Consider the following 2,997-nt stretch of genomic DNA (forward strand, 5'->3'; position numbering starts at 1 on the left):
TAATTTTGGTGCATATTTAGGCATTTTATTTTTTCAAAAAATGTGTTTTTTAGGGAATATTAGGTGGGTTTTTATTTTATGGATTTATTTGGGCTTACCTTGTTCTTTTGTTGTAAAATATGGGGTAAAAAGTTTATCAATATTTTCACTTTTTATGCCTCCAGCATAATCTTTTATAGAAACTGTTTGATTGTTATCTATTGAAATATAAATTTTTTTATCTTTAGCTGATTTATTATCATTATAAGCGTCTCTCGCATTAATTAATATATTTAAAATTACTTGTTCAAACATATCACTGTATCCTGTTAAAAGTACAATATTTTTATTTTCTATAATAATTTCAATATTAAAGTTTTTAAATTCAATTTCAACTATAGCTATAACATGGTTAATAACATCAAGAATATTGAATTTTTTTATTTCGCTTTTAGATTGTGAAAATTGTATAAATGTATTAATTGTTTTAGACATCTCTTGACATTGTTGTTGAATAAATTCATTAACTTGGATAAATTCATCATCTTTTAGTTCACCCAACTCTTTTTTTATTGTGAGTTCGATACTTGCTGCACTTATAGCATTTAATGGTTGTCTCCAATGATGAGCAATCATTTTTACCATTTCACCCATTTGTGCCTGTTTTGATTGCTGAAATAGTAATTCATCTTTTCTTTTTACTTCTGTTAAATCAATAGCAGTGGACATTCTGATCTTTTGGCCATTCAGTGAGATATATTTACCAGATGCTAATACATACAAATATTTACCATCTTTATTAATAAGGGTTGTTTCATATGGCGGTGTTATTTCAGATTTAAAAGCCTTAATGATTTTTGGTAACTCTTCTTGTGGAATAAAATCTGATAAATCTCTACCTATTACTTCTGATTTTTTACTATATCCTACCATTTTTACACCAGATTTGTTTACATCAACAATTTTTCCATCTTTTGTAAAGACTATCATTTCAATTGTCATGTCTAGTATGTTTTGAAAGTTTTCAATAGCCTCAGATAATTTAAGATTTTTTTCTATTAGCTCACTAGTAGCACTTTTTATTTTTTCTGATAATTCCATATTGAAACCTTTTAATTTATCATTTTTTATTTTTATCTCTTTTATCATATTTATAAAATTTTGATTAAGTGTATCTATTTCTGAAATCCCTGTTCCTATATAAGATAAATTATCTTTATTTTGATCAAAGTTAGAGCTAATATTGGAAAGATAAATAATTGGTTCTGTAATCTCATTAGATAACTTGCTAAATCGTTTAGTAGCAAGTTTATATATAATAAAAAATAGAAAAAGAGATATTAAAGTTAAAATGAAAATAATTATTTTAGAATTATTTTGAATTGTATTTACAGTTTCAAGTAGTTTTGATTTTTTTGTAATTAGTAATAGATAAGAGTTAGTAGTTTTGATTTTGTCTAAGATCAATATATAGCTTTTATTATTAATATAAACTTCCTTTATTTTATTTTTTTTCTTTATCATTTCAGATATATCTTGAAACAGTCTATTTCTTGATTTGTAGATATTAAATATTTTTGGTTTTTTAATTGTGTTTTTAATTATTTCGGTATAGTTATAAGTAGTTAGTTCTTGAATATTTGTTAACTGTTCAATCTCTTTTGGCATAGCTGTAATTGTTCCATTTTTGCTTATTAAAATTAATTTAGAATCAAATGGCAATTTTTTATTTAATAGATTATCAATAATTTCTTCAATAGTTATATCTATACCTGTTACTCCTTCTAAAAAATTTTTATTATAAATTGGCACTATGCAAGAGATCATCCAACCTCTGCCTGCAGGATCAAGGTATGCTTCAGTCCATACCGGCTTTTTTTGTGGATTATGTTTTTGATCGGCAAGATAGTAAAAGTTATAGTTTTGCATTATTAAAGTAGGACCATATTGTTTATATATTTTATTTATAAATGGGTATATTCTATTCATATTGTCATAACTATTAAAATATACAGATGTTATGAGTTTATTATTATCAACCAACGCTTTAAACAGAGTATCCATATTTTCAGTAAATAGGGCTTTTGATTTTTCATGTTTGCTAATTTTTGTAGATGCTGAATAGTAGAGTGAAGATCCTTTTTGGGTTGTTTTATAGAAAACACCATTATCAGCAGTTTTAAAACTTACATCTTTATCGCTAATATATCTATCTTTAAAAATTTTTTCATGTTCTTTTTGTAAAAGTTTAGCAAGTAATTCTATATTAGCAAATTTGTAATCAATAATATTTTTTTCATTGTCTATTACTATATTTAATATTTTTTCTGTTTTTTCAATTTCAAGAGATTTAACTTTAGTAAACATATAGTTTCTTAATAAAATAAAAATAGTTGCTAAAAAAAGACTAAGTATTATAAATGGTATTATAATTGTTTTAAAAAAGATGTTTCTTAATTTATCTTTTATATTAATTTTCATCTAGTTTTTTTCTCTTTTTTTGTTCATACATTTTTTTATCTGCAATGTATATAAGAACTTCAAGGTTATTTGCTTCTAAAGGATAGATAGATATTCCATAAGAGATAGAAATACCATATTTCTGAAAATTATCTTCAATTCTGTTTTGTAAAGATTTCAATACTTTGTGAAGCTCATATACCTGAACTCTGTTTAATTGTGCAAAAACAATGAACTCATCTCCTCCATATCTTACTACTATATCTTGATCTCTAAAACTATTTTTTAACATTTCAGCAACATTTTTTAAGACTTTATCACCTTCTTCATGACCATAGTTATCATTTACAGATTTAAAATTATCTAAATCTAAAAAAATCAGTGCAATAGATTCACCTTTTCTTCTATTCTCTTTTAATACCTTTTCAGCATATTCAGACAAAAACTCTCTATTGTAAAGATCAGTCAGAGGATCTTTTGTTGCTTTCTCAAGTGTATCTTCAATTTTTTCATTCTGCTCTTTTATAAAAGAGTCATATCTTTTCGTAATTTCATCTA

At 24.4% G+C, this 2,997-nt stretch carries 2 protein-coding genes; both read right to left on the bottom strand.

Annotation, left to right across the window (positions count from 1 at the left end):
* Positions 1-84: 84 nt before the first annotated feature.
* On the bottom strand, positions 85-2,460 hold the full coding sequence (locus BM227_RS09435) for a PAS domain S-box protein (RefSeq protein WP_092913335.1): 2,376 nt from the start codon (positions 2,458-2,460) through the stop codon (positions 85-87).
* A partial coding sequence (locus tag BM227_RS09440) for a GGDEF domain-containing protein (protein ID WP_143089727.1) occupies positions 2,450-2,997 on the bottom strand: 548 nt, incomplete at its 5' end. The genes BM227_RS09435 and BM227_RS09440, both read right to left, overlap by 11 nt.

It is taken from the genome of Hydrogenimonas thermophila, assembly GCF_900115615.1.
Taxonomy (GTDB): Bacteria; Campylobacterota; Campylobacteria; order Campylobacterales; family Hydrogenimonadaceae; genus Hydrogenimonas; species Hydrogenimonas thermophila.